This window comes from Gammaproteobacteria bacterium (assembly GCA_034522055.1).
Classification (GTDB): domain Bacteria; phylum Pseudomonadota; class Gammaproteobacteria; order JAABTG01; family JAABTG01; genus JAABTG01.
The window spans coordinates 972254-998225 of record JAXHLS010000002.1; the positions used below are offsets into that span (position 1 = coordinate 972254).

Below are 25972 nucleotides of genomic sequence, written 5' to 3' on the forward strand. Positions count from 1 at the left end.
GTCTGAAGCGCCCTATTGTGCCACGGTGAAGGCACCTCTGCGCTGCCGGACCAGGAGGATGGATGATGGGCGGACGCCCCGCCTCAGGGCGCCGCCTTGCCCAGGAGCCTGTCGTGATCCACCTCGTCGATCTGCTCGGGCTCCAAGAAGCGCCGGGCGTAGTCCAGGTAGACCCCTTCGCGCACGAAGACCTCGAAGATATCCGGGTCGATATGGTGGTCCTCACGCATGCAGCAGAGGATCTCCAGGGCCCGGGACAGCTTCATGCCCGGCTTGTAGGGGCGGTCCCGGGCGGTGAGAGCCTCGAAGATGTCGGCGATGCCCATGACCCGGGCCTGTACCGACATCTGCTCCCGGGTCAGCCCCTTGGGGTAGCCCCTACCGTCCATGCGCTCGTGGTGGCCGCCGGCGTACTCGGGCACGTTCTTGAGGTAGGAGGGGAAGGGCAGGGCCTCCAGCATCTTGATGGTGGCCACGATGTGGTGGTTGATGATCCCCCGCTCCTTCTCGGTGAGGGTGCCCTTGCGTATGCACAGGTTGTGGAGTTCATCCTCGGTAAGCAGGTTGACCTCCCTTCCGGCGGCGTTCTTCCAGCGGTAGCGGGCGATGCGCCGGATGCGCTCGATGTCCTCGTCGGACATGAACTCGCCGCCGACGTTGCTGGTGCGCAGGAAGTCCCGGTCGTCCTGCAGCGCCGCCATCTCCGTCTGCAGGCCCGCCTGCTCGGCGTCGTGGTCCACCCACTCCCCCCGGGCCTGGGCCGCCAGCACCCGTTGCAGCATGCGGATGGCGGCGTCCCGCTTCAACACCTCGAAACGGGCGTCCACCTCGTGGATGCGGTCGTGGATGGTCTCCAGCTTGGTGGACTTGTCCACCACGTACTCCGGCGTGGTGACCTTGCCGCAGTCGTGGAGCCAGCCGGCGATCTTCAACTCGTAGCGGTCTTCTTCGGTCATGGCGAAGTCCGCCAGGGGGCCGCTGGCGGCGCGGGAGGCGGCGTCCGCCAGCATCATGGTGAGTTCCGGCACCCGGCGGCAGTGGCCCCCGGTGTAGGGGGACTTGTCGTCGATGGCGCCGGCGATGAGTTCGATGAAGGCCTCGAACAGGCGCCGCTGGGCGTCGATGAGCCTCTTGTTGGTCAGCGCCACCGCCGCCTGGGAGGACAGGGACTCCACCAGTTGCTGGTCCTCGGCGGAGAAGGGCACCACGGTGCCGCCGCTGCGGGCGTTGATGAGCTGCAGCACGCCGATGACCCGGCCCTCGTGGTTGACCATGGGCACGGTGAGAAAGGACTTGGAGCGATAGCCCGTCTTGGTATCGAAGGCCCGGGTGCCCGAGAGGTCGAAGGCCTCCACCTCGTAGGCATCGGGGATGTTGACGGTGACCTTTTCCAGGGCCGCGTGGGCGGCCACCATGGTGTGGTTGGGGCGACCCGCCTCGTCGTAGAGGGGCAGGGGGTCGAAGCCGATGGCCTCGCCGCTGGTGCCCCCGAGCCTGATGCCCAGGGACTCGTTCAACATGATCTCGAAGTAGAGGCTGTCCTCGTCGCCGCGCAGGTAGAGGGTGCCGCCGTCGGCGTTGGTCAGCTCCTTGGCGCTCTCCAGGATGCGTTCCAGCAGGCGTTCCGTACTCCCCTCCGCCGACAGGGCGACGCCGATGTCATTGAGGCGGCGCAACCGTTCGAGGAGAGTGGATGTCTCTGAGTCCATAGGCCCTGGGCCGCGGCAGCAGGTGAGACTCAGAGTTTAGCAGGCGCGGCGATCCCCCTGAAACAACTACCGCATACGGCTTTCCCATGTCCTTCCCCCGGCGGACGCGCCAAGTGCCCGCCTCGGCGGATTGAAGACATAAAAAGGGGCTCGTCAGCAGAATTTGTGGGCGTAGAGAGGAGAATTTCCTCTCGCCAAGTCAAGAACGCCAAGGAACCTGTTTGATTGTCGGGATGAATCCCGACCTACATCCGAGCCAAAGGAATGGGCGGTGGGGGGTGTTGTGTAGGTCGGACAAGGTCGGGCTTCAGCCCGACAGGCGGGGCTTCGCGCTCGCCGCGAGCGAAACATTCACCCACAGATTCTGCGGACGAACTCATTTTTCTCCACTGCAAAAAAACCGAAACGGGGTAAAAAAACCGTCGCAAAACGCCAAGAAAAACTTAACCCCCCAGTAACTGATCTGCAAATACCGCCCCCTACCATACGTTGCGTATTCGGCACATGTTGCTTCTACGCTACCCGCGAACCTGATCTGGCACACCATTAACGGGAGATCTCACCCATGAAACACAATACCCTTTACCTTGCTTTCGCTTCCGCTCTTGGACTGGCCGTCGCAGCCCCCACCCAGGCCGGCGTGACCGTCTACAAGGACGGCGCAAAATACATCGAGATCGGCGGGCGCCTGCAACTGCAGTACCATCACGAAAACCCGGATGCGGGGGAATCCACGGACGAGGTAATCTTCCGCCGCCTGCGCCCGTATATCGAAGGCTCGTTCCATAAGGATTGGAAGGCGAAGATCCAGTTCGATGTCGGCAAAGCCGAAGACGGCAATGAGGTCGCCATCAAGGATGCCTACTTTCAGTACAAGGGTCTCGACAACGTCAAGGTCACCGTCGGCAACGCCAACTTCCCCTTCTCCCGGGAGTTGCTGACATCTTCCAAACGCCAACAACTGGTGGAAAGGACCTTCGTGGGCGACCACAACTACGGGACCCCGGACCGCAATGCCGGTATCCACCTCACTGGCCACTCAAACTCCAAGAAATTTACCTGGGGCGCGTCGGCGACCAGCGCGTCCATCGATCCCGATAATGACAAGCTGGATTTCGACACCCCCATAAACGCCAACTCCGACTTCAATCAGGGCTGGATGGCGGGTGGCCGCATCGACTTCCACCCCCTCGGCTACTTGAAGATGTCCCAGGGACATTTTGACCGGGACAAGACCCGCTTCACCATCGGCGCCGGCGCCTTCACCTGGAGCAACGACGACGACAATAACAGCAACCAAGCCGGGAAGAACGACGTGGATGAGATCACGGGATTGGAGCTGAGCGCCGCACTACGGGTCGCTGGCCTGTCGGTTGATGCGGAATACAACACCTTCGACGCCGAACTGGTCCAGAACGGCATCACCGATGGCATATATGAAAACAGTGATACCACTTTGGAGAATTTCGCCGTCGAAGGGGGTTACATGCTTCCCGGCAACCAGTTCGAACTGGTAGCCGGTTACCAGTCGCAGGACGCCGACAACTATGCGGAAGAGTGGACCCGCTCTTCCTTCGGCGCCAACTGGTATCTGCACGAGCACAAGGCCAAGGTTCAGCTCACCTACCGCATCGGCGAGAATCTCGACGGCGTCGACGGCGACGATGCAGACGAGATATTCCTCCAGGGACAGTTCGTCTTCTAGGCGGAGAGCGATTCGGAACGAGTCGCGACTCGAGGGGCCCGCCCGCTGGACCAGGCGGGCCCCTTTCCATTCAAGCCCCTTATCCCTGGATCCCACACCATGAAGCCTTGGGTGATGTTGCTACCCGTAAGCCTCGTCATGACCAGCGGTTGCATGATGAACCACACACCCGATTGCGGAACCTATGACTTCGACTGTCGGGATGCCCCCACAGGCCCGGCCCTGGTTACGGGTTCCACCAGCCCGGCGCAGCCGGCCCCGGTGGAACAGTCTCCATCGGCACGCCCTGCCCCCAGAACTGATAATCCCAGAACCGATGATTCCAGCACCGGTGATCCCAGAACCGATGTTCGGGTAAACCGATTGGAACGCAGACTCGATACGCTGGAAACCAAGGTGGATCGGATCCTCCGCGTCCTGTCGGCGGAGTACGAGAGGCGCTGACGTCTCTCGATAGCAACGCGGGGCTCAATAGCACCGCGGGCGGCGTCCGGACGACCCGGGCCCGCAGCAGCCGGCAGGCCCGCGAAGCTGGCCGTCAGGCCTGCCCCCCGCCGCCCAGCCTCATCATCATGTCGTTGAGGCGGCGTACGAAGGCCCCCGGGTCCCGGGGCTTGGCCCCCTCGGCCAGCACCGCCTGGTCGAACAGGATGCGGGCCCAGTCGGCGAACTGCTCCTCGTCCTGCTCGTCGGCCATGCGGCGCACCAGGGGATGGTCCGGATTCACCTCGAATATGGGCTTGGAGTGGTGGATGGGCTGGCCCGCGGCCTCGAGGATGCGCTCCATGTGGGCTCCCATCTCGTAGTCGCCCGCCACCAGGCAGGCCGGGGAACGGGTGAGGCGCCGGGTGGCCCGCACCTCCTGCACCTCGTCCGCCAGGGTGGTCTTGAGACGCTCCAGCAGGGGCTTGTGGGCCTCGTCGTCGGGCTTGTCCGCGGCCTCGTCTTTTGCCTCCTCCCCACCCGCCAGCTCGCCCAGGTCCAGCTCGCCCTTGGTGATGGACTTGAGGGACTTGCCGTCGAACTCGTCCAGGTGGCCGGTGACCCACTCGTCCACGTTGTCCGTGAGCAGCAGCACCTCCACCCCCTTGTCGGCGAACACCTCCAGGTGGGGCACGTTGCGGGCCGCCGCCGGCGAATCGGCGGTGACGTAGTAGATGTGCTGCTGGCCCTCCTTCATGCGGCCCACGTAGTCGGCCAGGGACGCCGTCTGCTCGTCGTCGTCGCTGTGGGTGGAGGCGAAGCGTACCAGGGCGGCGATGCGCTCGCGGTTGGGCATGTCCTCGATGATGCCCTCCTTCAGCACGCGGCCGAACTCGCCCCAGAACTTCTGGTACTGCTCGGGCTCGTGGGCCGCCATGTGCTCCAGCATGCCCAGCACCTTCTTGACCGAGCCACTGCGCATGGCGTCGATCTGGCGGTTCTGCTGGAGGATCTCCCGGGAGATATTGAGGGGCAGGTCCGCCGAATCGACGATACCGCGCACGAAGCGCAGGTAGGCCGGCATGAGCTGCTCCGCGTCGTCCATCACGAACACCCGCCGCACGTAGAGCTTGACGCCGTGGCGGGCGTTGCGATCCCACAGGTCGAAGGGGGCCCGGGCCGGGATATAGAGCAGCGACGTGTACTCCAGCGTCCCCTCCACCTGGTTGTGGGACCATGCCAGGGGGTCCTCGAAGTCGTGGGCCACGTGCTTGTAGAACTCCTTATACTCGTCGTCCGTGATCTCCGCCTTGGACCGCGCCCACAGAGCGGTGGCCCGGTTCACCACCTCGAACTCGGGGCTGGCGGGTTGCGCCTGCTCCTCGCCCTCGGCGGCCGGGGGCTGCTCCTTCTCCATCTCGATGGGCAGGGAGATGTGATCCGAGAAGCGCCGCACGATGCCGCGCAGCCGCCAGCCGTCGGCGAACTCCTCCTGGTCCTCCCTGAGGTGCAGGGTGACGTCGGTGCCGCGCCCCTCACGGTGGATGGTCTCGATGGTGTACTCGCCCTCGCCCGCCGATTCCCAGCGCACCCCGTGCTCGGGGGCGAGGCCGGCGCGCCGGGTCTCCACGGTGACGCGGTCGGCGACGATGAAGCTGGAATAGAAACCCACGCCGAACTGGCCGATGAGGCGGCTGTCCTTGGACTGGTCACCGGTGAGGGCCTCGAAGAACTGGCGGGTACCCGAGCGGGCGATGGTGCCCAGGTTCTCCAGCACCTCCTGGCGGCTCATGCCGATGCCGTTGTCGCTCACGGTGACGGTGCGGGCCGCCTTGTCGAAGGTGATGCGTATGCCGAGATCCCCTTCTCCTTCGTAAAGGGCATCATCGGCCAGGGCCTCGAAGCGCAGCTTGTCGGCGGCATCGGAGGCGTTGGAGATGAGCTCGCGCAGGAAGATCTCCTTGTTGCTGTAGAGGGAGTTGATGACCAGATTGAGGAGTTGCCTGACCTCGGCCTGGAAGCCCAGGGTCTCCTTGTGAGAGTCGATGGTTGCGTTGGTTTCTGACATGGCTGGACGGCTACCGTTATGATTCCGTGACTGGTTGAAAGGGTTTGGAACCCAGACGATGGGGATGTCGAGGCAATTTTTCAACCTCGCCGCCACCGTGCAGGGCTCCGAAAGCCCCGCCGGCCCGGGTTACTCGGTGCCCCATGACCCGGGCCGCCACTGACACCGCGCTCCATATCTCCATGAGACACGGGCGCACACCTTCGCACGGCCTGTGTAGGAATGAGATAACGATTCCCAGGCCCAGAACCATTCTTCAGATCACGCGGCGCTATACCAGGTTCCCCGGCCTGCCCCATGCCGCTGGAGATGACCCGCTGCGGCCAGGGCCTTGATGTGGTCCTTGACGGTGTTGCGGTTGGCCCCGGTGAGCTTCACGGCTTCAGCGACGGTGACGCAGCCGTGGTCGCGGGCGATCTCAAGGATCTGGATGGAGAGCCGCGGCCGGGAACCCAGGATGATGCGCTCGCGCCGAATCTTCTCTTCCAGCGCGTGTTTCTGAGAGCGCAAGGCCGACAGCAAGTACTCGATCCATGGCTGCCAGTCAGGTTCGGTCGTCCGCAACGTGACCTGCGTGCGGCGGAGGGCGCGGTAATACTGATCCTTGCTGCGCTCGATAACGCCTTCGAGCGAAGAGTAAGGCACGTAGCGGTAACCGGCTCTTAGCAGGAGCAGGGTTGTCAACACGCGGGCAAGGCGACCGTTGCCGTCCTGGAATGGATGGATTGCAAGGAAGACAACGACAAAGACGGCGATAACCATGAGGGGGTGAAGGGCGCCTTGGTGTAGAGCCTGCCGGGTCCAGGCAACGAGGCCTTCCATCCGGGCCGGCGTTTCGAAGGGCGTTGCGGTCTCGAAGATGACTCCGAGAGATTCGCCGTCCGGCCCGAACGCCTCGACGTGGTTATCGAGCGTTTTGTATTCGCCCCGGTGGCGCTCGTCTTTGGAGGCATACTGAAGAAGATCACGGTGGAGCTGCCGGATGTGGTTTTCCGTCAGGTCGATGGCCTCGTGGTTGGCAAACACCGTCTCCATCACGGCCGCGTAACCCGCCGCCTCTTGTTCATCGCGCGTTCCGAACGTCTGGATGTCGATCCGGGAGAGCAGACGGTCGACTTCCTGATCGCTGAGCTTCGCCCCTTCGATGCGCGTCGACGAGCCGATGCTCTCAACGGTGGCGACGTGCCGTAGCCGATTCAGACGCTCAGGCGCAAGCCGCCCGAGCGCCTGCCAGGCGCCCTTGAACTCATCGATCTCCGCGATCGCCCTCAAAATCGCGGGGGTGATCCGTATCGTTATTGTTTTCAGGCGGTTATCCATTTAGCCCTCCATTTTCATCCGATTCATCATGGCCGTCCACCACCCATTTTCCCATCCATTTACCTCCATTATATGGCGGCCGATACCCTGACCCTGGTGCGCAACGAGGACGGCAGCTTCAGCCTGACGCCTTACGACCCGGAGTTCTCCGCCACCATGGAGGCCTTCGAGCGCACCCGCCGCAAGTACCGGAACGCCCTGCACGAACTCGCCCGTTGAGCCCTCGCTGGCTGTCGAAGGCACCAGTCAGCGCCATGCACGTCTTCCTGCAGTTGAACGGCCAGGAACTGACGGCCACCGAGACGGAAGCCGTGGTGACCCTCCAACTGCTGGCCGGCGGCGAACTCGAAGAGGTGACGTTGGCCGAGTGGGTGCAGGAGAACAGCCGGCCCTGGCGCCAGGTTTGATCCGTTCCGGTCGTTCCCGGGGCAGTCCAGCGGAAGATGCGTCCCAGCAGGTCTTCTATCTCCCTGGCACCCACCTCGCTCCTTGGCAGGCCGAGGAGGACATGGTTGCCCAGTCCGCGCTGGGGCCGGCGTTTCCCCGACCGGCGAAAGGGTGGAAGATTTGGGTTTCAATGGCCTGACGGCCACCAAGGGATGGGTAAAAACTGTTGCCGGGTGGTGGGGCAGTCTGAGTGGCCATTAACGCGCCTCATATCGCTGCGCTTTCTTCATGGGTTCGGTACAATTCGCGTTATGAGTCAAGAACTTAAACACACCCCCATGATGCAGCAATATCTCGGCATCAAGGCGGAACATCCCGACACCCTGTTGTTCTACCGCATGGGCGACTTCTACGAGCTGTTCTTCGACGACGCGAAGCGCGCCGCCGATCTGCTGGACATCACCCTCACCGCCCGCGGCCAGTCGGCCGGAGCGCCCATCCCCATGGCCGGCGTGCCCTATCACGCCGTGGAGCAGTACCTGGCACGACTGGTGAGGCTGGGGGAATCGGTGGTGATCTGCGAGCAGATGGGGGAGCCCATGCCCGGCAAGGGCCCGGTGGAGCGCCGGGTCACCCGCATCGTCACCCCCGGCACCCTCACGGACGAGGCCCTGCTGGACGAGGCCCGGGACAACCTGCTGGTGGCCCTGCAAGCGGGTGACGGCTTCGGCATCGCCATGCTGGACCTGGCGGCAGGGCGCTTCACCCTGCTCGAAGTGGCGGACGAATCGGCCCTGGCGGCGGAACTGGAACGCCTGCGGCCCGCCGAGTTGCTGGTGCCCGATGACCGCGACCCGCCCCCCCCGGCCCGCGGCCACGGCGCCCTGCGGCGCCAGGCGCCGTGGCATTTCGACCGGGCCACGGCCGTGCGCCTGCTCACGGAGCAATTGGGCACCCACGATCTGGCCGGCTTCGGCTGTACCCCCGATCACCCTGCCCTCGGCGCCGCCGGCTGCCTGCTCCACTACGCCGCCGAGACCCAGAGGAGCGTGTTGCCCCATATCCGCACCCTGACGGTGGAACAGCGTGACGAGGCGGTGATGCTGGACGGCGCCACCCGCCGCAACCTGGAGATCGACCGCAACCTGGGCGGCGGCACCGACAACACCCTGGCGGCGGTGATGGATCGCACCGCCACCGCCATGGGCAGCCGCCTGCTGCGGCGCTGGCTGCACCGCCCCCTGCGCCGCCGGGATACCGTGGGCCTGCGCCACCAGGCCATCGGCGCCCTCATGGACGGCGGCCGCCACGAGACCCTGGGGACCCACCTCAAGGGCATGGGCGACATCGAGCGCATCCTCGCCCGGGTGGCCCTGGGCTCGGCGCGGCCCCGGGACCTGGTACACCTGCGCCACGGCCTCGCCACCCTGCCCGCCCTGACTGCCGTCCTGGCCGGACTGGACAGCCCCCGTCTCCAGGCCCTGGGGCCGCAGCTCGAGGGCCTGGACCCGGAACAGGACCTGCTGGAGCGGGGCCTGGTGGAACAACCGCCGGCGGTCATCCGCGACGGCGGCGTCATCGCCGCCGGCTACCACCCGCGCCTCGACGAGCTGCGCGCCATCGGCGCCGACTCGGATACTTTCTTAAAGGAACTGGAGACCCGGGAGCGCGCGCGCACTGGGATCGCCAGCCTCAAGGTGGGCTACAACCGGGTCCACGGCTACTACATCGAACTCTCCCGCGGCCACAGCGACCACGCCCCCGCGGACTACACCCGGCGCCAGACCCTGAAGGGGGCGGAGCGCTTCGTCACCGCCGAACTCAAGGCCTTCGAGGAGCAGGCGGTGAGCGCCCGTGACAAGGCCCTGGCCCTGGAGAAGTCCCTCTACGGCGAACTCCTCGACCTCCTGGGCCGGCGCCTCGACGCGCTGCAGGCCATGGCCGAGGCGATGGCGGAGCTGGACGTGCTGGCCAATCTGGCGGAACGCGCCGTGGCCCTGGATCTGGTGCGACCGCAGTTGGTGGATGAACCCGGCCTTGTCATCCGCGGCGGGCGCCACCCGGTGGTGGAGGCGGTGCTCGAGGCCCCCTTCATCCCCAATGACCTGGAGTTCACGGACGCCCGCCGCATGCTGGTGATCACGGGCCCCAACATGGGGGGCAAGTCCACCTATATGCGCCAGACCGCCCTCATCACGCTGCTGGCCGCGGCCGGCGCCTACGTGCCCGCCGAGTCCGCGATAATGGGACCCGTGGACCGCATCTTCACCCGCATCGGCGCCAGCGACGACCTCGCCGGCGGGCGTTCCACCTTCATGGTGGAGATGACCGAGACCGCCAACATCCTCCACAACGCCGGCCCCCAGAGCCTGGTGCTGGTGGACGAGATCGGCCGCGGCACCAGCACCTTCGACGGCCTCGCCCTGGCCTGGGCCTGCGCCGAGCAACTGGCCCGGGAGACCCGTGCCTTCACCCTCTTCGCCACCCACTTCTTCGAACTCACCACCCTGGCCGACGAGATACCCGGGGTGGCCAACGTCCACCTCGACGCCGCCGAGCACGGCGAACGCATCGTCTTCCTGCATGCCGTCCGCGAGGGCCCCGCCAGCCAGAGCTATGGCCTCCAGGTGGCGGCCCTGGCAGGCGTCCCCGCCAGCGTGCTGGCCCGCGCCCGCGACCACCTGCGGCGCCTGGAGGACCGCGAAGCGGCATCCTTCGAGGCCCGCCCCCAGCTCGCCCTGCCCCTGGGGCCGGCCCCCGAGGCGCCGGCGGACCCCCTGCACGAGGCCCTGGCCGCCCTCGACCCCGACAGCCTCAGCCCACGGGAAGCCCTGGAGGCCCTGTACCGCCTGAAGGGCCTGCTCGGTCGCCCGGAATGAATCGGCTGAGATGGCGCCATGGCGGTCCAAGGGCAGGCAACGGGACACCGCATCGGCGTGAATCCCACCCAAGCCCACCCCTTGTCCGACAATCCAGCCGCCGGTGCTGAACATGAAGCCCGTGTCCACCCGCGATAAACCGCAAAACCACGGTCCGGCCCCAAAAGGCGCTTCGGAGGGGCGGCGTATCGCCCGGGAGAAACGTACCATCTCGGCCATGGTGGCCATCTACTGCCGCCACCACCATGCCACCTCCGCGGTGCCCTGCGAGGCCTGCCGGACACTCCTGGCTTACGCCCGCCGCCGCCTCGAGGTCTGCCCATTCCAGGAGGCCAAACCCGCCTGCAATCACTGCCAGGTCCACTGTTACAGTCCCACCATGAGGGAACGGGTCAAAGAGGTGATGCGCTACGCCGGCCCCCGCATGGTGCTGCGCCATCCCGTCCTCAGCGTCTACCATCTCCTGGACGCCCGCCGCCCCGCGCCGGTGCTCGGCACCAAGGGCAGTCGGGTGCGACCAAGGAAAGAACGTGACCGCGATGACTCCGCCTGACGGCCCCCTCATCGGCCATGATCGGGCATGTGAACCGCGATGTAGATCGCCCCGCGCATGTCGGTGCGGACTCATATGGGCGTGATCTCAATTTGACCTGGAGACGAGAAGGTTTTTAAGTAACGAATGACAAACCGCTCCAGCCCCGATCTTCCGGGGTGGTGCACGACTCTTAAACCGGAGATCCAACATGAAATGGAACACGATCATCCTCCTGCCAGTGGCGGCCCTGGCCATGACGGCCTGCGACAGAGGGACGGAAGATGCCGAGGTGAGCTTCAGCCGGGAAGTGAAACCCATCCTCGAGGCGCGTTGCGGAGACTGCCATGCCCCAGGGGGCAAGGGCACCGAAAAGTCAGGGCTCGTATTGGAGAACTATGACGCCCTTATGAGGGGCACCCGTCTCGGGCCCGTGGTCCAACCGGGCAACGCCATCTCGAGCACATTGTATCTTGTGGTGGCGGGGAAGGCCGACCGCTCCATCCGCATGCCCCATGGCGATAGCGAACTCAGTGAGCAGGAGGTGGCCACCATCGAACGCTGGATCGACCAGGGGGCGAATAACAACTAAAGGAATTTCCCATCGATTCAATTTGGGGTCAGAGTAAAAACTTCGAAACTTCGTTCGAAGTTTTTACTCTGACCCCAAATAGGCTAGAAGTTTTTACTCTGACCCCAAATAGGCTAGCGGAATACCTCCCGCGGCGCCTTGTCGAAGCCCTCGGCCAGGGCGTCCACCACGATGCCCATGATCTCGTGTGCCGCGCGTTCCTTCTCGTCGTTGTTGACGATGGGCACGTTGCAGCGGTCGGCCTCGTCCAGCAGGTAGGACTGGAGGTCCCAGATGGCGTCGAAGTTCTGCTCGTAGCGTTCGGGCGGGCGTTCCTCGGCGATGCGGCCACGGCGGGCGAAACGCCGACGCAGCTGCTTGGACTTGAACACCGCCAGGGTCAGGGGCACCACCACCGCGCCGCCCCGCGCCTCGATGCGCTGATGGAGGCTCGGCTCGATGTGCACTCCCTCGAGGATCAGGGACACGCGCTCCTTGAGGGCGCGGTCGATTACCGCCTCGCAGGGCAACGCCAGCAGCTCGGCCTGACTGCGGAAGCCGTCGGCCATGGCCTCGGGGCCCGGCCGGCGTGCGGTGGTGGCGGTGGGCAGGGCCTGCCAGGCGTTGAAGGACGAGCGGTGCAGCACCGGCAGCAGGCGCTCCGGGATCAGCATGCGCATCACCTCCCGCAGCATGTCGGTGGACTGGATGCGTTGGATCTCCAGGCGGTTCGCCAGCTCAGCGACCACGGTGGACTTGCCGCAGCCGGGGGTGCCCCCCACCAGCAGGATCAGGGGGCGCCCCTGCTGGCGGTAGTCCACCCACACCATGTAGCGCCGGGCGATCTTCTCGCCCTGGGTGCGCCGCAGCCAACCGTAGGTGAGACGCCCCAGTACGGCGCTGGGGATCACGGCCTCGCGGCGCATCAGCAGATGCTCCAGCAGCTGGCGGGCCATGGTGGTGGCGGTCTCCATGTCCGTGCCGCTGGCCTCCAGGGAGCGCCGGTAGGTGAGTTCCGAGAAGGGCAGCACCTGGCCCTCGAAGTCACGGATCATGGGCCGGGCCGGGACACCCGCCGGCATGCGATAGGCCCGTGCCACCCTGGGATCCGTGCGCAAGAGCCCCCGGTATACCCGCTCCCGCAGCTCGACGGTGGTGATCTCGGGGACCCCGGAGAGTTCGTTGCGGATGGCCGAGGAGAAATCGTAGGCGTGCTTGAACTCCAGCCCCACCTCCTGGAGGGAACGGGTGAGGATCCCCCTCAGGAAAGGCACGCGGGTATCTTCGACTTTGTCGACTACGAGGGTCTTGGCCACGGTGGGTCCCGATCAGATGGCACGGCCCGGGGGCCGCATTTTCCCGGGATTGTAACGTGGAGACGGCCGCGACACAGCACGGGGCGTCGCAGAAGCGTATAAAAATTTGAATGTCGGGATGAATCCCGACCTACAAAAAGCGTAACCGCGAAAGACGCGAACTGACGCGAAAAAGGAGAAGGTCAGGGAGGAGTGGCCGTTTGAAAAGGCGCAACGAATCCACCATTTCGGCGCCAGCAGAGCGGACGCACGGGGTAATCTTTTCCCATTTCCCATTTCCCATTTTCTCTAGGGAGAAGGACAGAGGGGTAGGTCGGGCTTCAGCCCGACAGCCGGCGGTGGGTTCCGACCCGGCCCGTGGTACGTGCGGCGGGGTTTGGATGTCGGGATGAATCCCGACCTACATTCGTGCCACGGGAACGGGCGGTGGCGGTGTATCTGGCCGGGATGTCGGGATGAATCCCGATCTACATTCGTGCCGAAGCGGCGTATTTGGCCGGGATGTCGGGATGAATCCCGACCTACATTCCTGCCACGGGAACGGGCGGTGGCGGTGTATCTGGCCGGCATGTCGGGATGAATCCCGACCTACATCCGTGCCCCGGGAACGGGCGGTGGTGGCGTATCTGGCCGGGATGTCGGGATGAATCCCGACCTACATTCGTGCCACGGGCCCCGGCATCGGGGCCCGGAACTGCGGGCGCGAGACCCGCTTTTTAAGGGGGCGAGGATGAAGAAGACTAATCCAACTCCTTCAGGACCTCGTCGAGAATGGTGCTCAGCTCTACATGGCGCACGTCGCGACCGGTGGAGAGGTAGATCACATAGCCGGAGATATTCTTGGCGTGGCCGCCGATGCGCTCCAGGGCCCGCAGGGCCAGCACGGCATCGATAGAATAGCCCACGGTGCGGGAGTCCTCGAGGACATAGGTGGCCAGGCGCCGCAGGGCGGCGCGGAACTTCTCCTCGATGCGCTCGTCCTGGTGGATCACCTCAACCGCCTTCTTCACATCCATGGTGTTGAAGGCGACCAATACGTTGTCGAGCATGGATTTGCCGTAGACGGCGATGCCCCGCACGTCGTGTACCAGCCCCGAGTTGGGGGGGCTGGCGGCGGGGCTGCCATAGATCTCCTCCACCAGGGAAGCCAGTTTACGGGCCTCGTCGCCGATGCGCTCGAGGTCCGACACCGTCTTGTTCATGGTCATGAGGTTGCGCAGATCCCGCGCCACCGGCTGCCGGCGGGCGATGGTGGTCACCAGTTCCTCGTCGATGCGCACGTCCATGTCATTGACCAGGCGATCGCGGGCGATGACCTCCCGTGCCGCCCCGGGGTCTTCGTCGTCCAGCGCACGAATGGCCCGAGCCAGCTGATCCTCTACGATACCGCCCATCTCCATCACCATCGAATGGAGGTTCATGAGGTCCTGGTCGAAGCCCTTGATGGTATGTCCGCCCGCTATATCGTTCATGCTGTGTAATCTCCGTTGCAAACGCCTGGAATCATGATGCCGGGGCCGGGAAGCGAGGCCGAAACGCGGCGGGCGGTCTCGCCCCGTTCCCGGCAGGCCCTCAACCCTTGGCCGCCAGGTAGCCGTCGATGACCTCGGCCTCGGTGGAGCGGATGGTCATGCCGTTGGGTCCGGCGCCGATGCGGGTGACGATCTTGGACGGCTCGCCCGTGGTCTTGAAGTCCTTATAGGCCTTGGAATTGGCTTCGAACACCCACAGACGGCCGTCGTGGACCTCGGCCACATAGCCCGGCTTGCTGAGGAGATAGCCGTCGATGATGGCGCCCTCCGTGGAACGGACGGTCATGCCGTTGGGGCCGGCGGCGATGCGGGTGACGATCTTGGACGGCTCGCCCGTGGTCTTGAAGTCCTTATAGGCCTTGGAATCGGCTTCGAACACCCACAAACGGCCGTCGTGGACCTCGGCCACATAGCCCGGCTTGCTGAGGAGATAGCCGTCGATGACGGCGCCATCCGTGGAGCGGACGGTCATGCCGTTGGGGCCGGCGGCGATGCGGGTGACGATCTTGGACGGCTCGCCCGTGGTCTTGAAGTCCTTATAGGCCTTGGAATCGGCTTCGAACACCCACAGACGGCCGTCGTGGACCTCGGTGACGTAGCCGGGCTTGTCGAAAGAGACGCTCGCCTGGGTGTGGGCGGCATCCGTACGGGTAGCCTTGGGCGCTTCCTTGGGGGCCGAATTGGCATTGCAGCCGGTGATAGCGGCGGCAATGAGCAACGTGAGGGCCGTGCGTGTGAAGGTCATTTCGGTGTCTCCTGGTAGGTTGATATCAGCACTCGTTTGAAGGCCCCCGACCGGGAGGGCCGGACTACCGCCCCCGTCAGCCGAAGCGACCGGTGACGTAGTCCTCGGTCTGCTTCTTCTGGGGGTTGGTAAACAACACATCCGTTTCGCCGTACTCGATGAGCTTGCCCAGATACATGAAGGCGGTGTTGTCCGAGACCCGAGCCGCCTGCTGCATGTTGTGGGTGACGATGACGATGGAATACTGGCCCTTGAGTTCGTCGATGAGTTCCTCGATCTTGGCCGTGGCGATGGGGTCGAGGGCCGATGCCGGCTCGTCCATGAGCAACACCTCGGGGTCGGAGGCGATGGCGCGGGCGATGCACAGGCGCTGCTGCTGGCCGCCGGACATGGACAGGGCGCTCTCCTGCAGTCGGTCCTTGGCCTCGTCCCACAGGGCGGCACTGCGCAGGGCGCGTTCGCAGGTCTCCTCCAGGACGGCCCGGTTGGTGATGCCGTCCACCCGCAGGGGGTAGACCACGTTATCGAAGATGGACATGGCGAAGGGATTCGGCTTCTGGAACACCATCCCCATGCGCTTGCGCAGGGAGATGACATCGACCCCCTTACTGTAGATATCCCGCTCATCCACCGCCATGCGACCGTCCACCCGCACCTCGTCGATGAGGTCGTTCATGCGGTTTATGCACCGCAGCAGGGTGGACTTGCCACAGCCGGAGGGTCCGATGAGGGCCGTCACCAGCCCCCGGGGGACTTCCATGGAGATGTCGAACAAGGCCTGCACATCCCCATACCAGAGGTTGAAATCCCTGATATCGATGATCTCGCCCTGGTCGGATTTCTGGACGTGATAGGCCGTATCATCGCTGGCGGTGGAAACCGCTGCTGCGGTTGCGTTCATGGTCATGCTCCCGGTCTAGCCTGTAATCAAAAGGTACCGCCGGCGTATTTCTTCTTCAGGCGGTTGCGTATATAGATGGCCGATGCGTTCATCAACACGATGAGGGCGAGCAACAGCATGGTGGTCACGTAGACCATGGGCTTGCCGGCCTCGGAATTGCGGGACTGAAAGCCCACATCGAAGATATGAAAGCCCAGGTGCATGAAGCTGCGCTCCAGGTGCACGAAGGGGAAGAAGCCATCGATGGGCAACTCCGGCGCCAGTTTCACCACGCCCACCAGCATCAACGGCGCCACCTCGCCGGCGCCCCGCGCCATGGCCAGGATGAGGCCGGTCATGATGCCGGGCATGGCGCGCGGCAGCACCACGAAGCGCAGGGTCTGCCAGGTGGACGCACCACAGGCCAGGGAGCCCTCGCGCATGGAGCGTGGCACGGCGGACAGGGCCTCCTCGCTGGCCACGATGACCACCGGCACCGTCAGCAGGGCCAGGGTCAGGGAGGCCCACAGGATGCCGCCGGTACCGAAGGTGGGGCTGGGCAGGCGCTCGGGAAAGAACAGGGCATCGATGCCGCCGCCGAGGGTGTAGGCGAAGAAGCCGAGACCGAACACGCCATAGACGATGGAGGGCACGCCGGCGAGGTTGTTCACCGAGATGCGCACCATGGACACCAGCCGCCCCTGCTTGGCGTACTCGCGCAGATACAGCGCCGTGATCACCCCCAGGGGGGCGACGAAGATCACCATGATGAGGGTCATGGCCACGGTGCCGAAGATGGCGGGCAACACCCCGCCCTCGGTGTTGGCCTCGCGGGGCTCGGCGGTGAGGAACTCGCCCCAGCGGGAAAGATAGATACCGGCCTTGTCGAGGCCCGACAGGTCGTTGGCGGGATAGAAACGCACGATCTGCGACAGGGGCAGCTCCTTCTCGCGTCCTCCGATCTCTTCCAGGGTGATGCGGTAGCGCCGGTCCTCTTCCTTGATGGCGTCGGCCCGCGCGGCCAGTTCCTCGTATTCTTTTTCGAGTTCGGCGATACGCTGGGCCGTATCCCGTTCGGCCTGCCGGTACTCGGCGCTGCCTTCCTCATGGTCCAGGGCGACACGCTTGAGGTCGAGGCGGGCCTCTTCGATGTAATGGTTGATGGCGCCGATCTCTTCCCGCTCGATGTGGCGGATCTCATTAAAGCGTTCCCGCGCGGCCGTCTGCTGCTCCTGCAATGCCCCGTAGCCGTACCCGCCGATGTCATATTGCTTGCCGTCGATGGTGACCCCGGCGATGCGCCCCACGAAGACCCCCCACTCCTGGCGCTCGAACAGGTACATGTCCGACGGTGTCTCGACCTTCTCCACCGCGAAATCCGAGACCCAGCGGAAATCCTCGTTATAGATGTCGTAGTTGCCGGTGCGATAGAGCACCCGATGAGCGAAACCGCTGTTGGCCTCGATGGCCTCGCGGTCTCCTTCCGTGAGCTTCTCCAGCAATTCCGCGCCGGGCTGGAAGACATTGTCACGGGTAGGCTCGCCGGCCACCACGCCGCCATCATTCAGGGTTACCACGTGGATGGGTTTGGGCCAGAAGGTGGCGGCACCGTTCCAGAAGATCATCACCAGGAACCCCACCACCAGCAGGACCCCCAGGGCCAGGGCCCCGCCGAGCCCCCACAGGAAGGGCTCGCCGGTGGCGTTGAGGTCCGTGGTGTAGCGCCGGGAGGCCGCGCTCACGCTCTCATCCTGAGGCGCCATCCCGTTGACAGTACTCACATTGGCAGACATGGGCTAACCCCTTAGAGCTGGAAGGCACGCTTGCGGAAACGCTGGCGAATGGTTTCCGCGACGGTGTTGATGGTGAAGGTAAGGACGAACAGGGTCAGGCCGGCCAGGAACAGCATGCGATAATGCGTGCCATCCTGGGGCGCCTCGGGCAGCTCCACGGCGATGTTCGCCGACAGGGTGCGCAGGCCGTTGAAGATGTTCCAGTCCAGCACCGGGGTGTTGCCCGCGGCCATGAGCACGATCATGGTCTCGCCGACCGCGCGGCCCATGCCGATCATGCAGGCGGCAAAGACCCCCGACAGGGCCGTGGGCAGGATCACCCATATGGCAGTCTGCCAGGGCGTGGCCCCCGCCGCCAGGCTGGCGGACCGCACGTGATTGGGCACCGCGCTCAAGGCATCCTCGGAAAGGCTGTAGATGGTGGGGATGATAGCGAAACCCATGACGAAGCCCACCACCAGGGCGTTGCGCTGTACGTAGGTATCCACCACGCCGCCGCGGGGGTCGAAACCTGCCGCGGTCAAGATGCTGGCGGTCGCCAGGCTCAATACCACCGCCCCGATGAGCAGCCCCACCCAGCGCAGGAACTCCAGGCCACCGGCGTGGCTCTTGGTGAGCCCGCGCTGATAGTTCCGCAGCCGATCACCGAAGACGCGTTGGACCAGCCATCTGGCGGCGAAGAAACCCACCGGCAGGAGCACCAGGAACATGAAGGGTGTGCCGGTGCCGATATCGCCGTTGGTCCAGGCCATGAAGTCGTCATAGAAAAACACGCGCTCGAAGGCGGGGCCAAACCCGTAGGCCACGTAGAGGGACAGGGCGATGACCACGAACATGAGAAAGAACTTGGGCAGCCCGTCCAGCTTCAGGACCACGTCCAGGGGCAGCAGTTGCCACAGGAAGGCGGCCAGCATCAAGCCCATGGGCAGAGCGACGAAGGCCAACAGCACCGCCGCGATCCAGGTCTCGACGATGGGCGCCAGCACCAGGGCGGCGATGAAGCCCACCACCACCGTGGGCATGGACTCCATGGTCTCCATCATGGGCTTGACGGTGGCGCGCACCCGGTGGTGCACGAACTCCGAGGTATAGATGGCACCGAGCAGGCCGATGGGAATGGCGAACACCAGCGAGTAGATGGTGGCCTTGAGGGTGCCGAAGATCAGCGGCACCAGGGAATACTTGGGCTCGAAGACATCGGTGCCGGAGGACGACTGCCAGGTGTAGGTGGGCTCCTCGTAACCCTCGTACCAGACCTTGCCGAACACGGCGTCGAGGGTGGTTTCCGGATGGGGGTAATAGAAGGACCAGTAATCCGTCTCGCCGCTGTCGGCGACCCGCACCACGCCGTCCACCCGGGGCAGCAGCAGCAACTGGGCCGACCCCTCCTGCACGCCCCCGTGGTCGTATCGGAGCAGCACCTGGTCCGAGGTGGAGTGACGCACCCACACCTCGCCGTTGGCGGCCTCGGTGGTGAGGGTCTTGCTGCGCTGGCTGACACTGATGCCGGTGACGGCGGCGCCGTGGGGCTCGTGCACCCGGGACCGCACCAGCTTGTAGCCGTCCGGCGCCGCCCCCTGCTCCGGGCTGAGCTTGAAGTAGACATGCACGGCACCGTTGCTGCCACCCACCACCAGGGCCTGCTCGCCCACCAGGTAGTCCATGGTCGTCACGGTGGCCCCGCTGGGAAAGGCGTCCACGGTCTCCGATAGCACCGGGTTGCTGAAATCACGGGCATCGAAGCGATACAGCCGGCCACGATCTGAGGCCACCAGCACGGTATCGGCCAGGGTGTTGAGGGCCACCGCCGTGACCCGGGTGCCTTCCGGCAGAGGCGGGAGTTCCGTGGTGCGCACCTTGGTGGTGAGCTTGCGGGTCATGATGTTGAGCTTGGCCGTGGCGCGGCTGAGGCGGCCCACGCCTTCGGCATCGACGGTCACGAAGGAGCGGGTGGGTCGCTCGGCGGTGCCGCCTACCCGGTAGGCAACGGCCACGATGGGGGCATCGACTACTTTCGTCGGCTCCTGGACCTCGGCGCGCAGGCGCACCCGCCGCAGCTGGTCGCCCGGCAGGCTGGAATAGACCGCGTCTCCCGCCAGACGGTCCCGCTGATCGAGCACCTCGGTCACCGCCGTCACGTCGGACGGCCGCAGGATGTCCACCTCGAAGGTCAGTTCCGCGAAACGGATGGTGCCATCCGCGAAAGCGAAGGCCACCTGGTCACGCTCCACCACGCCGCCCACCGCGGTGGCGGACTGGCCACCGAAATCCAGTTGTCCGGCGGTGACGAAACGCCCGCTGGCGAGGTGGAACACCCGGTAGGCCCCATCCGCGGCCACCCTCACCCCCAGGGTGCCGTACTCGTCGGCGTTGAGCCACAGCGTGCGCTTGGCCGGGAGTTCGTACTCGGCATGGGCCAGGGTATCGCCGCCGCCGCTTAGGGGCAGGGCCACCTTGACCAGGAAGACCATGATGCCGATGACGGCGAAGATCACCAGCAGGCCGCCGATGGTGATGCCCCAGCCGGCGGCGCGGTCCATCAGCAGCACGGATTTGCGGGTGCTCTTGTCCCGCCGGCGCTGAGTGACCGCGCTGCGGCGGTCCGCCTTGTCCGAGTCGGATTGTCGAGTCGTGGTGCTCATATACGGGTTCCGCCGGGGTTAGGTTGTGAGCAGTAAATAGGTAGCGGTAAAAGACGCCGGTGGTACGGCACCTTTCCCGCTCCCCACTCGAAGAACCTTACTGAACCGGGGCGGCGACGCCGCCCCGGTATCCAACACGAGGTTGTCGGCCTACTTCAGGCCCAGGGCCTCGAGGTCGTCATCGGCGATGGCCTTGGTGATCGGGTAGTAACCGTCCTTGATCACGTCCAGCTGCCCATCCCGTGAGAGCATGTAGCGGATGAACTCGCCGCGCAGCGGGTCCAGGCTCTCGTTGGGATTCTTGTTGACGTAGACATAGAGGAAGCGCGAGATGGGATAGTCACCCGCGTAGGCGTTCTCGGCATTGGCATCGAAGCACTCGCCGCCGGCGCTGCTCTTGAGCGGCACTGAGCGCACATCCGCGGTCTTGTAGCCCACGCCGGAATAGCCGACGCCTGCCTTGTCGGAGGCCACGCCCTGCACCACCGTGGACGAACCCGGCTGCTCCTTCACCTCATCCTTGTAGTCGCCGTTGAACAGGGCGACCTTCTTGTAGTAGCCATAGGTGCCGGAAGCGGAGTTACGGCCATATAGGGAGATGGGCATACTGGCCCACTCGCCCTTCAGCCCGACGTCGCCCCAGGTGGTGATGTCCTTGGGGTAGCCGCCATTGCGGGTCTTGGAGAAGATCGCGTCCACCTGCTTCATGGACAGGCACTCGAGGGGGTTGTCCTTGTGCACGTAGACGGCGAGTGCGTCCACCGCGCCGCGGATGGAGCTAGGCTTGTAGCCGTACTTGGACTCGAACGTCTCCTCTTCCTTGGATTTCATGGGGCGGGACATGGGCCCGAACTGGGCGGTGCCGGCGATGAGGGCGGGCGGCGCGGTGGATGAACCCTTGCCCTCGATCTCGATCTTGACGTTGGGATACTGGCCCAGGAAGCCCTCCGCCCACAGGGTCATGAGATTATTCAGGGTGTCGGAGCCGATGGACTTGAGGGAGCCGGAGACACCGCTGACCGGCTTGTAATCCGTCAGCGCGGGATCCACTTCCACCGCGGTCGCCGGCATGGCCAGCGCGAGGCCCACGGACATGGCTAGGAGTTGCTTTTTCATTACGTCTCGTCCTTTCAAGGTTAGTGAATGAGTTTCAAAGAGATTTCACTTTTCGCGACGCCGCAGGATGAATCGCCGTTGCGACTGGACGAGACTTTAAAGCCATTGTGTGACAATTTGATTGCATGGTTGCGGTGGCGCGGCCGGGAGTCCCCACGAGACCCCGAACCAACCCACCGGCGGCCCCGCGCGGGGCCCTGTAAACACACGGATTATCGGCCTGCGACGGCCGAAATCAGCGCCGGGCATCCCTTCGCCGGGGTATAAACCATGGCGGCGTCTCAACTATGACTGCGGAGGCGCTTGCGGAAATGGTTCACCAGCTTGCGCCGCACCTTGTTCTGCTTGTGCTTGGCCGCCGCCACCATGCGGGTGTTGGCCATCTCGATGAGCATCTCCTGGCTGCCACGCTCGTCCTTGCCCTCCGGGGGCATGCGCTGGACGTAGCTGCCGTCGGAGCGCATCTCCCAGGCGCTGCGCTGGTCGGAGAGCTGGGTGTCGAGGATGAGGCGCAGATCCTCCTGCAACTCGGGCACGTCCACGGGCGCCACCACCTCCACCCGCTTCTCCAGGTTACGGCGCATGAGATCGGCGGAGCCGATGTAGAACTCCTTGTTGCCGTTGTTGCGGAAGTAATAGATGCGGGTGTGCTCCAGGAAGCGCCCCACGATGCTCACCACCCGCACGTTGTCCGACAGGCCCGGGATGCCGGGGCGCAGCCGGCAGGTGTCGCGCACGATGAGGTCCACCCGCACCCCGGCCCGCGAGGCCTTGTAGAGGGCGCGGGTAATGTCCGGGTCCTCCAGGGCGTTCATCTTGAACTGGATGAGGGCCTCGCGGCCGGCCCTGGCATGCTCGATCTCGCGCTCGATCTTGTCCAGCAGTGCGGGCTTGAGCTTGTAGGGGGCCGCCAGGATCTTGCGGTAGGTGGGGGGCGGCGAGTAGCCGGTGAGATAGTTGAACAGCTCGGTCAGATCCTCACCGATGGCCTGGTCGGCGGTGAGCATGCCGAGGTCAGAATAGAGCCGGGCGGTGCCGGCGTGGTAGTTGCCGGTGCCGATGTGGGCATAGCGGCGCAGGCCGTTGTAATCCTTGCGCACCACCAGCACCACCTTGCTGTGGGTCTTGAGGCCCACCACGCCGTAGGTGACGTGGACCCCGGCCTGCTCCAGGCGCCGGGCCCAGCTGATGTTGGCGGCCTCGTCGAAGCGCGCCTTGAGTTCCACCAGCACCGCCACCTGCTTGCCGTTGAGGGCCGCCTTCACCAGGGACTGGATCACCTGGCCCTGGGCCGTGGTGCGATAGAGGGTCATCTTGATGGCCAGCACCTTGGGATCGATGCTGGCCTCCCGCAGAAAGCGCTCCACCGAGGTGCTGAAGGACTCGTAGGGGTGCTGGAGCAGGATGGGGCCGCCTTCCCGGATGTTGTGGAAGATGTTGGCGGGGCCGGTGGTGAGGCGCGGGGTGTCGATGGCGTAATGGGGGGCGTTCTTCAGTTCCGGCCGGTCCAGCCCCGCCAGCTCGAACAGGTCCTTCATGGCCATCATGCCCGACAGCTCGAAGACGTCGCGATGCTCGTCCAGACCCAGTTCCGCCGCCAGCATGCCCCGATGCACGGGGCTCATGCCTTCCATCACCTCGAGGCGCACGGTGGGGGCGAAGTGGCGCTCCCGCAATTCCGTCTCGATCATCTCCAGCAGGTCGTCGGCCTCGTCCTCGTCCATCTCCACGTTGGCGTTGCGGGTGACCCGGAACAGCTCGCAGGTCTCGATTTCCATACCCGGGAACAGCAGGTCCAGGTTGTGGACCATGACGTCGTCCAGGGTCACGAAGGTGTTCTCCTCACCCACTTTCAGGAAGCGGGGGGCAATGCCGTTGCCCACCGGCACCTTGACCCGCGCCATGCGCAGGCTGGCCTCGCCGGGGAAACGCAGGGTGACCAGCAGATTGAGAGCCATATTGGAGATGAAGGGGAAAGGATGGCCGGGATCCATGGCCAGGGGCGTCACCAGGGGGAAGATGTTGCTGATGTAGTCCTGGCGCAGGCGCTCCTGCTGAACGCCGCTGAGGCTGGTGTAGGCGGTGACGTGGATGCCGTTGGCCGCCAGCTCGCCTGTCAGATGCTCGAAGGCGGCCTCCTTGCGGTCCATCATGACGCGGATGAGTTCCTGGCAGGCGGTGATCTGCTCGGTGGGGGTGCGGCCATCCACGCTCACCTCTTTGAGACCCGCCGCCTCCACCTGCTTGAGGCCGCCGATGCGCTTCATGAAGAACTCGTCGAGGTTACCCGACACGATGGCCAGGAACTTGACCCGCTCCAGCAGCGGATTACGGGGATCCTCGGCCTCGTGAAGCACCCGGTCATTGAAGGCGAGCCAGGTAAGCTCGCGGTTGAGATAGAGTTCCGGCGCGTCGAGGTCGTAACCAGGCGCCGGCTCCGGCCCCTCGCCCGGCGCCTCCGAAACCCCGCCCTCACCGTTCACCACTTCGCTACCTGGGCCATTGTCCGCTACATTCATCTGGTCAGCTCCGCCGCGCCGCCGCCGATCCAATAGGGTGGAGCGGCACGGCCATATTTTGATTACCATCGCGCCCATGGCCCCGGGATGTTCCCGGGGGCCGACCCGAACCTCCGTGGCAAGGAGGCCCGCCGCCGCCGGCGGCACGTTCTGGTAGAGTGGGCACCGACACCTACCACTACATTGAAAGTCTACCAGTTTTACCGGGACCACCGCTCCAGCTCAGCGGCCGACGACGCCATGCCCCGGGACCACTAGAATAAGGCCTGCAATAAGGGCAGCGGAAAACCACCCCACCATGCTCGAGTCCATCGCCCAACAGGCCGCCGCCTACTGGCATCAGGGGCTGGTCTACCTCGCCTTCGACCCCGCCCTGCTGGCGGAGCCGGCCATGATCGTTCGCCTCACCCTGCAGGTGCTGCTGTTCATCGCCTCGGCCTTCTTCTCCGGCTCGGAGACGGCCCTGTTCGCCCTGTCGCGCCTGGACATGCAGAAGCTGCGGCGCGAGCGCAACCGCCATGCCGACAGTCTCCACGCCCTGCTGGACCAGCCCCGGCGTCTCATCATCTCCATCCTGTCCGGCAACGAGGTGGTCAACATCGCCGCCACCGCCAACATGACGGGGATCCTGGTGACCCTCTACGGCGACGAGCGGGCAGGGGTGGTGGCCACCCTGGTGATGGTGCCCCTGCTGCTGCTGTTCGGCGAGGTGACCCCCAAGACCATCGCCGTATCCAACCCGGTGCGCATCAGCACCAACGTGGTGGCCGCGCCCATGAACCTGTGGGTGCGACTAGTATCCCCCCTGCGCTGGGTCATCCGCGGCGTGGCGGACCGCATCACCACTTATATCGTGGGGGCGGAGAAGGCGGCGGAGAACATCCTCCAGCTGGACGAGTTCCGCAGCCTGGTGGAAGAGGTGGCCAAGGAGGGGGACCTCAACGCCACCGAACGGGCTCTGATCTACAACCTGCTGGAGGCCGGCGACACCGAGATCGTCGAGATCATGACGCCGCGCACCCGCACCCGCTTCCTCGACGCCAACGCCCCGGTGGACGAGCTGGTGGAGCAGTTCAAGCGCTACCGCCACTCCCGGGTGCCGGTATTCCGCACCCATCGGGACAACCTCATCGGCTTCGTCCATGCCGAGGACGTGGTGCGCCTCACCTTCAAGCACGACGACCTGTCCCAACTCACGGTGGACGATATCGTGCGCCCCCCCGTAGTCGTGCCCTTGACCAAGAAGGTGGACGAGATGTTCGACTTCTTCCAGGAGAAGAACGCCCGGGCGGCGGTGGTGCTGAACGAGTTCGGCGGCGTGGACGGCTTCGTGACCATGGCGGATGTCATCAATTTCATCTTCGGCCACACCGCCGGCGACGTCACCGGCCAGGAGTACTACCAGGAGCGGGACGAGAATGTCTACGAGGTGGACGGCGACATGAAACTGACGGACTTCAACAACCTCACCAATTTCGGCATCGAGGATCCGCGCATGACCACCATCGGCGGCGTGGCCTTCCGCCACCTGGACCGCCTGCCGCAGGTCGGCGACACGGTGAACGTGGAGGGCATACGCCTGACGGTGCTGGAGATGGACTCCCACCGCATCGCCAAGCTGCGGGTGGCGCGAGGCGACTGGACGGACGAGGAAGCCCCGGCAACCGAGGCGGGGGCCGGCGAGCCGCCGCCCGAGAGTCCCGCCCTCGGCGCCGAGGATCACGAGGTAGCGGAACAGGCCTGGAACGACGAGATGCCCCCCGACGACAGGGACAGTGACAATGTCGAGAAGCGATCCGATAGCGGCGCGTAAGAGGCTGGGATAAATGATGAAG

18 protein-coding genes are annotated in these 25972 nt (G+C 65.0%); 7 read left to right on the forward strand and 11 right to left on the reverse strand.

Annotation, left to right across the window (positions count from 1 at the left end):
- Positions 1-83: 83 nt before the first annotated feature.
- Complete coding sequence (locus U5S82_04740) at positions 84-1709, reverse strand: HD domain-containing phosphohydrolase (protein ID MDZ7750966.1); 1626 nt, start codon at positions 1707-1709, stop codon at positions 84-86.
- A gap of 565 nt (positions 1710-2274) precedes the next feature.
- Between U5S82_04740 and U5S82_04745 the strand changes: the two genes are divergently transcribed.
- Positions 2275-3414, forward strand: coding sequence for a porin (locus tag U5S82_04745; GenBank protein MDZ7750967.1), 1140 nt, complete (start codon positions 2275-2277; stop codon positions 3412-3414).
- Between the two features lie 538 nt (positions 3415-3952).
- Here U5S82_04745 and htpG read toward each other — a convergent pair.
- Both htpG and U5S82_04755 read right to left on the reverse strand, forming a co-directional pair.
- A complete protein-coding gene (htpG, locus tag U5S82_04750; protein ID MDZ7750968.1) occupies positions 3953-5905 on the reverse strand; it encodes a molecular chaperone HtpG in 1953 nt (650 codons plus the stop codon).
- 261 nt (positions 5906-6166) lie between these two features.
- Positions 6167-7225 (reverse strand): Fic family protein, encoded by a 1059-nt coding sequence (locus tag U5S82_04755; GenBank protein MDZ7750969.1) that lies wholly within the window; start codon positions 7223-7225, stop codon positions 6167-6169.
- 72 nt (positions 7226-7297) lie between these two features.
- Here U5S82_04755 and U5S82_04760 point away from each other — a divergent pair, with 72 nt between their 5' ends.
- From U5S82_04760 to U5S82_04780, 5 genes are all read left to right on the forward strand, one after another.
- Positions 7298-7444: a hypothetical protein gene (locus U5S82_04760; GenBank protein ID MDZ7750970.1), complete on the forward strand. Its 147-nt coding sequence runs from the start codon at positions 7298-7300 to the stop codon at positions 7442-7444.
- On the forward strand, positions 7441-7632 hold the full coding sequence (locus U5S82_04765; GenBank protein ID MDZ7750971.1) for a hypothetical protein: 192 nt from the start codon (positions 7441-7443) through the stop codon (positions 7630-7632). The genes U5S82_04760 and U5S82_04765 overlap by 4 nt, the downstream gene beginning before the upstream one ends.
- 291 nt (positions 7633-7923) lie before the next feature.
- On the forward strand, positions 7924-10491 hold the full coding sequence (mutS, locus tag U5S82_04770; GenBank protein MDZ7750972.1) for a DNA mismatch repair protein MutS: 2568 nt from the start codon (positions 7924-7926) through the stop codon (positions 10489-10491).
- 112 nt (positions 10492-10603) lie between these two features.
- Positions 10604-11044 (forward strand): nitrous oxide-stimulated promoter family protein, encoded by a 441-nt coding sequence (locus U5S82_04775; protein ID MDZ7750973.1) that lies wholly within the window; start codon positions 10604-10606, stop codon positions 11042-11044.
- Between the two features lie 190 nt (positions 11045-11234).
- Positions 11235-11615, forward strand: a complete 381-nt coding sequence (locus U5S82_04780) for a c-type cytochrome domain-containing protein (GenBank protein MDZ7750974.1) — start codon at positions 11235-11237, stop codon at positions 11613-11615.
- A 113-nt stretch (positions 11616-11728) separates the two neighbouring features.
- Here U5S82_04780 and U5S82_04785 read toward each other — a convergent pair whose 3' ends face one another.
- The 8 genes from U5S82_04785 to ppk1 all read right to left on the reverse strand — a co-directional run bounded on the left by U5S82_04785 (position 11729) and on the right by ppk1 (position 24137).
- Positions 11729-12910, reverse strand: coding sequence for an AAA family ATPase (locus U5S82_04785; GenBank protein MDZ7750975.1), 1182 nt, complete (start codon positions 12908-12910; stop codon positions 11729-11731).
- A 740-nt stretch (positions 12911-13650) separates the two neighbouring features.
- Positions 13651-14382 (reverse strand): phosphate signaling complex protein PhoU, encoded by a 732-nt coding sequence (gene phoU / locus U5S82_04790; protein MDZ7750976.1) that lies wholly within the window; start codon positions 14380-14382, stop codon positions 13651-13653.
- Between the two features lie 100 nt (positions 14383-14482).
- Positions 14483-15187, reverse strand: coding sequence for a hypothetical protein (locus U5S82_04795; GenBank protein MDZ7750977.1), 705 nt, complete (start codon positions 15185-15187; stop codon positions 14483-14485).
- 76 nt (positions 15188-15263) lie between these two features.
- A complete protein-coding gene (gene pstB / locus U5S82_04800; GenBank protein ID MDZ7750978.1) occupies positions 15264-16088 on the reverse strand; it encodes a phosphate ABC transporter ATP-binding protein PstB in 825 nt (274 codons plus the stop codon).
- 26 nt (positions 16089-16114) lie between these two features.
- Positions 16115-17809, reverse strand: a complete 1695-nt coding sequence (gene pstA, locus U5S82_04805; GenBank protein ID MDZ7750979.1) for a phosphate ABC transporter permease PstA — start codon at positions 17807-17809, stop codon at positions 16115-16117.
- A 62-nt stretch (positions 17810-17871) separates the two neighbouring features.
- Positions 17872-20502 carry an ABC transporter permease subunit gene (locus U5S82_04810; GenBank protein MDZ7750980.1) on the reverse strand — a complete coding sequence of 877 codons (2631 nt, stop codon included), beginning with the start codon at positions 20500-20502 and terminating at the stop codon, positions 17872-17874.
- A 150-nt stretch (positions 20503-20652) separates the two neighbouring features.
- Entirely contained in the window at positions 20653-21618 is a 966-nt protein-coding gene (locus U5S82_04815; protein ID MDZ7750981.1) for a phosphate ABC transporter substrate-binding protein PstS family protein, read from the reverse strand.
- 281 nt (positions 21619-21899) lie between these two features.
- Positions 21900-24137: a polyphosphate kinase 1 gene (gene ppk1 / locus U5S82_04820; protein ID MDZ7750982.1), complete on the reverse strand. Its 2238-nt coding sequence runs from the start codon at positions 24135-24137 to the stop codon at positions 21900-21902.
- 298 nt (positions 24138-24435) lie between these two features.
- On the opposite strand from ppk1, the gene U5S82_04825 reads away from it, so the two are divergent.
- A complete protein-coding gene (locus U5S82_04825) occupies positions 24436-25950 on the forward strand; it encodes a hemolysin family protein (protein ID MDZ7750983.1) in 1515 nt (504 codons plus the stop codon).
- The last annotated feature ends 22 nt before the right edge of the window (positions 25951-25972 follow it).